The 7,120-nt window shown below is 72.3% G+C and carries 7 protein-coding genes; 5 read left to right on the forward strand and 2 right to left on the reverse strand.

Going from position 1 to position 7,120, the window contains the following annotated elements; genetic code table 11:
• Positions 1-5: 5 nt before the first annotated feature.
• On the forward strand, positions 6-1,475 hold the full coding sequence (gene der / locus ACFCV8_RS20440) for a ribosome biogenesis GTPase Der (RefSeq protein ID WP_376686790.1): 1,470 nt from the start codon (positions 6-8) through the stop codon (positions 1,473-1,475).
• Between the two features lie 116 nt (positions 1,476-1,591).
• Here der and ACFCV8_RS20445 read toward each other — a convergent pair whose 3' ends face one another.
• A complete protein-coding gene (locus tag ACFCV8_RS20445) occupies positions 1,592-1,981 on the reverse strand; it encodes a hypothetical protein (protein ID WP_376686791.1) in 390 nt (129 codons plus the stop codon).
• Positions 1,982-2,118: 137 nt separating this feature from the next.
• Entirely contained in the window at positions 2,119-2,910 is a 792-nt protein-coding gene (locus tag ACFCV8_RS20450; RefSeq protein ID WP_376686792.1) for a hypothetical protein, read from the reverse strand.
• Between the two features lie 366 nt (positions 2,911-3,276).
• On the opposite strand from ACFCV8_RS20450, the gene ACFCV8_RS20455 reads away from it, so the two are divergent.
• The 4 genes from ACFCV8_RS20455 to ACFCV8_RS20470 all read left to right on the forward strand — a co-directional run bounded on the left by ACFCV8_RS20455 (position 3,277) and on the right by ACFCV8_RS20470 (position 7,065).
• On the forward strand, positions 3,277-4,560 hold the full coding sequence (locus tag ACFCV8_RS20455) for a glycosyltransferase (protein ID WP_376686793.1): 1,284 nt from the start codon (positions 3,277-3,279) through the stop codon (positions 4,558-4,560).
• The gene (locus ACFCV8_RS20460; protein WP_376686794.1) at positions 4,557-5,414 is read left to right on the forward strand and encodes a transferase; all 858 of its coding nucleotides are present in this window, start codon (positions 4,557-4,559) and stop codon (positions 5,412-5,414) included. Before ACFCV8_RS20455 ends, ACFCV8_RS20460 begins: the two co-directional genes overlap by 4 nt.
• Positions 5,415-5,476: 62 nt before the next feature.
• Positions 5,477-6,436: a helix-turn-helix transcriptional regulator gene (locus ACFCV8_RS20465; protein WP_376686795.1), complete on the forward strand. Its 960-nt coding sequence runs from the start codon at positions 5,477-5,479 to the stop codon at positions 6,434-6,436.
• 413 nt (positions 6,437-6,849) lie between these two features.
• The gene (locus ACFCV8_RS20470; protein ID WP_376686796.1) at positions 6,850-7,065 is read left to right on the forward strand and encodes an I78 family peptidase inhibitor; all 216 of its coding nucleotides are present in this window, start codon (positions 6,850-6,852) and stop codon (positions 7,063-7,065) included.
• Positions 7,066-7,120 lie beyond the last annotated feature (55 nt).

Consider the following 7,120-nt stretch of genomic DNA (forward strand, 5'->3'; position numbering starts at 1 on the left):
ACTTCATGAACGACCAGATTCACTCCGGCGGCTCGGACCACGAGCACGGAGCACTTGGCGACGCCGAGTACGCGGAGTTCATGGAGCTCGCCGCGGAGGAGGGCTTCGACCTCGAAGAGGTCGAGGGAGCCATCGACGAGGCCGGCCACGGGCCGCTGCCCGTGCTCGCCGTCGTCGGCCGTCCCAATGTCGGCAAGTCGACCCTGGTGAACCGGATCATCGGCCGTCGCGAGGCCGTCGTGGAGGACAAGCCCGGCGTCACCCGCGACCGCGTCACCTACGAGGCGGAGTGGGCTGGCCGCCGCTTCAAGGTCGTCGACACCGGCGGCTGGGAGCAGGACGTGCTGGGCATCGACGCCTCCGTCGCCGCCCAGGCGGAGTACGCGATCGAGGCGTCCGACGCGGTCGTCTTCGTGGTCGACTCGACCGTCGGCGCGACCGACACCGACGAGGCCGTCGTCAAGCTGCTGCGCCGGGCCGGAAAGCCCGTCGTGCTGTGCGCCAACAAGGTGGACGGGCAGAGCGGCGAGGCGGACGCCACCGCACTGTGGTCGCTGGGTCTCGGCGAGCCGCACCCGGTCTCCTCACTGCACGGCCGCGGCACCGGCGACCTGCTCGACGCCGTGCTCGAAGCGCTTCCTGAGGCCCCGGCGCAGCGCTTCGGCAACCTGGTCGGCGGCCCCCGCCGGATCGCGCTCATCGGCCGCCCCAACGTCGGCAAGTCCTCGCTGCTGAACAAGGTGGCCAACGAGGACCGCGTCGTCGTCAACGAGCTCGCGGGCACCACCCGCGACCCGGTCGACGAGCTGATCGAGCTCGGCGGCATCACCTGGAAGTTCATCGACACGGCCGGTATCCGCCGCCGGGTCCACCTCCAGGAGGGCGCGGACTACTACGCCTCGCTGCGCACCGCCGCCGCCGTGGAGAAGGCCGAGGTCGCCGTCATCCTGATCGACGCGTCCGAAACGGTCAGCGTCCAGGACCAGCGGATCATCACCATGGCCGTGGAGGCCGGGCGCGCCCTGGTGATCGCCTACAACAAGTGGGACAAGCTCGACGAGGAGCGCCGCTACTACCTGGAGCGCGAGATCGAGACGGAGCTCGCGCAGGTCGCGTGGGCCCCCCGGGTCAACGTCTCCGCCTCCACCGGCCGGCACATGGAGAAGCTCGTCCCGGCGATCGAGACCGCCCTGGCAGGCTGGGAGACCCGCGTCCCCACCGGCCGGCTGAACGCCTTCCTCGGTGAGATCGTCGCCTCCCACCCGCACCCCGTCCGCGGTGGCAAGCAGCCCCGGATCCTCTTCGGCACCCAGGCGGGCACCAAGCCGCCTCGCTTCGTGCTGTTCGCCTCCGGCTTCCTGGAGCACGGCTACCGCCGGTTCGTCGAGCGCCGGCTGCGCGAGGAGTTCGGCTTCGAGGGCACCCCGATCCACATCTCCGTGCGGGTCCGCGAGAAGCGCGGCCGCAAGAAGTAACACCTCCGGGCCCATGACGGAGCCCCGGTCCGCGCCTCGTACGAGAGGGCGGCCCGGGGCTCCGTCATGCGACCACGGTCCGTGGAGCCGGGCTGCGCGGGATCACGGCCGGGGGATCAGACACCCCGCGAACCCGGCGGCAGGGCGGCCGGACGGCCGCGCCCGGAGTGCCGCCCCACCCGCTGCCAGGCGCCGGGACCGGTGCTCTGGACGCCCGGACCGCCGCCGCCGATCCCACCGGCTCCGCCGATCCCTCCGACTCCACCGTTGCCACCGGCCCCGCCGGTCACGGAGAGCCCGGTGGAGAATCCGGCGGAGTGGCCGGAATAGCCGCCCACCGGGAGACGGCTCCCGAAGAGTCCGAGGCCGAAGGCCATGAATCCGAGATTCTCCTCACCACTCCGATCGCCCGGCAGCGCCCGGAACGACCGCCGGTACTCGGAGTACAGCGCGTCGTAGATCGGGGTCTGGGACGGACCGCCCGAAGGATCCTGCGAGGGCCGCATGGCTGGAATCGGGCTCGGGCGCTGATGGGCGGAGTCGTATGAGTGCACGTACCTGCCAACGACCTCGTTCTCCGTCGGATGCGGGCCCGGCGGAGAAATCGCGGCTCGTCGGCGGCGCGGGAGACCGGCCGGCTCCATCAGGTCCCGGCCAGCGGCATCGCGGCGGCGACCAGCAGCCCCTCGGCCGCGGCCTTGTCCAGGGCGTCGCGCATCAGGTCCTCGCGGGGCTGCGGGCCGATCGCCCCGGCGGGGGCGGCGTAGACCAGGACGGTCTGCGTCTTGTTGGCCGCCGTCCGCCAGCCCTCGGTGACCTGGAGCGGCGTGTGGGCCTGCCACCACGCGACCGGCGCGCCGCCGTCGGTGCCCGGCTGGAGCACGGCGTGCAGCTGGCCCATGGCGAGCAGGATCGACCAGCCGGGCAGCGCGGCGGGCACCTCCTCCATCCGGTGGACCGAGTGGAAACCCTGCTCGATCAGCAGCTGGAGGAACTCGTCACCCTGGCTGCCGTCCGTGCCCGGCCGGGCGATCGCACCGGTCGGCTCGACGACGAGGGCCGGGTGGAGGTCGTCGTCGATCAGCACGAGACCGCTGGTGATGCCGAGGACGGCCTGCCCGCCGGGGAGGTCCTGCGGGAGTGCCGGGCCGCCGTGGTCGTCGCCGGTGATGCTGCGTACGGCGCCCTGCAGCTGCTCCTCGGCGACCTGGACGACCTGGGAGGGGATGCAGGTCGCGTGGGCGAAGGCGAGGACCGCGGTCTCGTCACCGACGAAGAGCACCGTGCTGGTGCGTTCCTGCTCGGAGTTGCCTGCGGTGCGGCACGAGGTGCAGTCGTAGCTGCCCGGGGCGCTGTCCCCGGTCAGTAGCCGGTCGGCTTCGGCATCTCCGATCTCGGCGCGTACGTCCTCGCTGACGTCGAGCATGCGCGGCACGGGTGGCTCCTCGAACTCGGTGCGTGTGCCGGGCGGTTCCCGGCTCATGGATATGACAACGGGAGATCCACGGCCGGGGTCACGCGTGAAGGGGAACGTAATCGAACCAACCGGCTCGGAGGGTGAATCTCCGGACCCGGATGGATATTTAGTACCCTTTCGTCCCGTTCTGATGTGAGTGAGGCGCGGCCGTCGTGGTCGACTCGCCGATGCGCCCGCGCCCCCATACGACGACATAGCCGGAAAGTTGACAAGTCTACAATTGGCTGGAACTTGTCTCTCCCGGAGTGAACCGCCGACCGGCCCGGGCCGTCCTGCCCAGTGCAGTCCGCTGCTGATCAGCCGAACCGGGAGACATGGCGTTACATGCACATTTCCTTCCTGCTCCACAACGCCTACGGGGTCGGGGGCACGATCCGCACGACGTTCAACCTCGCCGGGGAACTGGCCGGGCACCACGACGTCGAGATCGTCTCCGTCTTCCGCCACCGTGACACCCCGGCGCTGGGAGCCCCCGACGGCGTACGCATGAGCCATCTCGTCGACCTCCGGAAGAAGAGCCCGACGTACGACGGCGACGCCGCCGACTACGCCCGTCCGGCGACCGTCTTCCCGCGCGGCGACAGCAGGTACCGGCAGTACAGCAGGCTGAGCGACGCGCGGGTGGCGGAGCACCTGCGCTCCCTGGAGGCGGACGTCGTGGTCGGCACCAGGCCCGGGCTCAATGTGCACATCACCCGGCAGGCCCGCCGCGGCCCGGTCCTGATCGGCCAGGAACACCTCACCCTGGACAGCCACGGCTACCGGCTCCGCCGCGAGATCGGGCACCGCTACGCCCTGCTCGACGCCATCACCACGGTCACCGAGGCCGACGCCCGCGCCTACCGGTCCGGGTTCAAGCTGCCCGGCGTACGGATCGAGGCCATCCCCAACAGCGTGCCCGCGCCGGCCGTCGCGCCCGCCGACGGCGACCGGAAGTGGGTGATCGCCGCGGGGCGGCTGCACAAGGTCAAGCGGTACGACCTGCTCGTACGGGCCTTCGCCGACGTGGTCGCCGTCCGTCCGGACTGGCGGCTGCGCATCTACGGCGCCGGTGACGCGACCGGCAACGAACGCCAGACGCTGCTCGATCTCGTCGCCGAACTGGGCCTGCACGAGCACGTGCTGCTGATGGGCCCGGTCAACCCGCTGGAGGCCGAGTGGCCCAAGGGGTCGATCGCCGCCGTGACCTCGGACCGGGAGTCCTTCGGGATGACCATCGTCGAGGCGATGCGCTGCGGGCTGCCGGTCGTCGCCACCGACTGCCCGCACGGCCCCCGCGAGATCATCGACGACGGCACCGACGGCCGCCTGGTCCCCGTCGGGGACACGGCGGCGGTCACCGACGCCCTGCTCGGCCTGATCCAGGACGACGCGGCACGCCACCGCGCGGGCCGGGCCGCACTGGCGGCCTCGCGGCGGTTCGACCCGGCGACGATCGCCGAACGCCACGAACGGCTCTTCACCGAACTCGCCTCGCGCGGCCCGCGCGACCGCTCGCACGGTGCGGTGAGCACCGCGCTGCACCGGGCCAGGGGCACCGTACTGGACGGGGCGTACGCCCTGCGCTACAAGGCAGCCGCCGTGATCCGCAAGGGGAAGACCGCATGACCACCACCGCCGGGCGACGAGCCCCCCGGGCCGACTGCACCGTGACCCCCGACGGCCGGATCACCTTCGACCTCTCCGGCCACGACGGCGAGCGCACCGGAGCGCCCGAACTACTGCTCCGGCTGCGCGGCGCCAAGGGCCCGGACGCCCGGACCGTACGGCTGCCGCTCGGCCCGCTGGACGACGGGCGGCTGCGCGCGGTGCTGCCCGCGGACACGGAGTACGCGGAGGGCCGCTGGGACGTCCACCTGCGGGAGGCGGACGCGGACGACGACGGGGCGGTGGCCGTCGAGCCGGGGATCAGGGACCTGCGAAGGCTCGTCGACCTCGCACCGGGGACCGGGCGCGTCGCGGTCCGCATCCCGTACCCGACGCTCGACGGGCGGCTCGCGGTGCGCTGCTGGCTGCGCGCGCCGCATGCCGAGGCCGGGGCGGTGACCCTCGACGGGGCCGCGATGACCGTCCGGGGGCGGCTCCACGGGGCGCGGTCCCTGGACGGCGCGCAGGTGGAGGCCCGGCAGCCCGGGGCCGCCGGAAGCGTGGTGCGGGTGCCGGTCACCGGCGGCGGGGAGGACGGCGCCTTCGCCTTCACGCTCCCGCTGGACCGGCTGGCCGACGGGCCCGTCACGGCCCAGCAGCTGTGGACGCTCTGGCTGCTTCCCGGGCCGGGGGAGGCCGGAGAGGACGGGGAGGGCGAGGGCGTACGGATCTCCCGCATCCTGGACGACATCTGGGACCGCAAGAAGATCCACGTCTACCCCGGCCGCGGCGCGGGGGCCGGCGTACGGGCCACCCCCTGCTACTCCACCGACAACGACCTCTGCGTACGGCTCGAACCCGAACCGGCCGCCTGAACCCACCCCTGGGGCAGGGCTTGCGGACGCTGGCTGTCCGCAAGCCCTGGCAGACTCGCCCCATGTTGGAGACCTCGGCACGACTGTTGCGTCTGCTCTCGCTGCTCCAGGCCCACCGCGAATGGTCCGGAGCCGATCTCGCCGACCGGCTCCGGGTCACCCCGCGGACCGTCCGGCGCGACATCGACAAGCTGCGGGAACTGGGCTACCCGGTCAACGCCAGCCCCGGCACCGGCGGTGGCTACCAGCTCGGCTCCGGGGCCCGGCTGCCGCCGCTGCTGCTGGACGACGAGGAGGCCGTCGCCGTCGCGGTCGGGCTGCGCACCGCGGCGGGCCACGGCGTCGAGGGCATCGGCGAAACCTCCGTACGCGCCCTGGCCAAGCTCGAGCAGGTGCTGCCGGACCGTCTCCGGCGCCGGGTGAACGCGCTGAACACCTTCACCGTGCCGATGCTGCGCGGGCCCGGCGGCCCGGTCGCCGACGCGGGCGTGCTGACCGAGCTCGCCGGGGCCTGCCGGGACGCCGAACGGCTGCGCTTCGCGTACCGGGACCACTCCGGATCCGTCTCCCGGCGCGTCGTCGAGCCGCACCGGCTGGTGTGCACCGAGCGCCGCTGGTACCTCGTCGCCTGGGACCTGGACCGGGCCGACTGGCGTACGTTCCGGGCGGACCGGATCACCCCCACTCCGCCGCACGGCCCGAGATTCGTCCCCCGCGAGGGCCCGGCCGAGGACCTGGCCGCCTATGTCTCGGAGGGGGTCGCCGTCCAGGCGTACCCGACGCGGGCGGTGATCCGGCTGAAGGCGGGGTTCGCGCGTGCGACGGAGCGGATCCCTCCCTCGGCGGGGGTGCTGGAGGAGGTCGACGCCGACACCTGTCTGCTGCACACCGGGGCGCACGGGGTCGAGGTGATGATCATCCACGTGATGATGATGGGCTTCGACTTCGAGGTGGTCGATCCTCCGGAGCTCCAGGACGCGATCCGGGTGCTCAGGGACCGGCTGTCCCGGGCCCTGGGCTGAGCGCGGCCGCGGCAAGTCCGCGGGAGCCCGGGAGGGGCGGGGCCGCGCCGGGACGGGGCCGGGGGGAGTCCGGCACTTCGGTACGAAATATTGTGACCAGAGGATAAGGGTGCCATAAGGAAGCGTGAATTCCCGGCGACCTGTTCATTTACGGTGGCTATTCCGCCCGGAAATTCCCTGCGTGCGGCGCAAGGTATTCCAGTCCGATTTCCGGCCTTGCACGTGATCGTTCTCCGGCTTGTGTGATTACTGTGTGTCCGATGCCCGCAGGCTGTGTTCGCGTGGCGAGATTCATGCGGCACACGTGTCGTGATCCTGTGACACAAGCGTGACCGGCAGGGTATGCGGGGATGCCGGTCACCGCGGCCCGCCCCGGCTTCCGTCCTCGCGCCCGGCGGCCTACGGTGAAGGACATGGCACCCATACCGACCCCGCCCGCCCAGCCCGACGACGCCCCCGGACAGTACGTCGGCCTCGCAGCCGACGTCGCCGAACGGCGCGCCCGCAGCCGTGGCTGGACCACCGTCAGATCCCTGCCGCCGGGCATGGTCATCACGATGGAGTTCCGGAGCGGGCGGATCAACTTCGAGGTCGACGGCGCCGTCGTCACCCGCTGCTGGCTCGGCTGAGACACCCAAGAGACCCTGGCACGCAGGAAGGCCCCGACCGGAGTCGGGGCCTTCC

It is taken from the genome of Streptomyces sp. NPDC056347 (genome assembly GCF_042262625.1).
Classification (GTDB): domain Bacteria; phylum Actinomycetota; class Actinomycetes; order Streptomycetales; family Streptomycetaceae; genus Streptomyces.

Coding starts and splice junctions, on each gene's coding strand:
- der (WP_376686790.1), top strand. CDS start 6: ATGAACGACCAGATTCACTCCGGCGGCTCGGACCACGAGCACGGAGCA.
- ACFCV8_RS20445 (WP_376686791.1), bottom strand. CDS start 1,981: ATGCGGCCCTCGCAGGATCCTTCGGGCGGTCCGTCCCAGACCCCGATC.
- ACFCV8_RS20455 (WP_376686793.1), top strand. CDS start 3,277: ATGCACATTTCCTTCCTGCTCCACAACGCCTACGGGGTCGGGGGCACG.
- ACFCV8_RS20460 (WP_376686794.1), top strand. CDS start 4,557: ATGACCACCACCGCCGGGCGACGAGCCCCCCGGGCCGACTGCACCGTG.
- ACFCV8_RS20465 (WP_376686795.1), top strand. CDS start 5,477: ATGTTGGAGACCTCGGCACGACTGTTGCGTCTGCTCTCGCTGCTCCAG.
- ACFCV8_RS20470 (WP_376686796.1), top strand. CDS start 6,850: ATGGCACCCATACCGACCCCGCCCGCCCAGCCCGACGACGCCCCCGGA.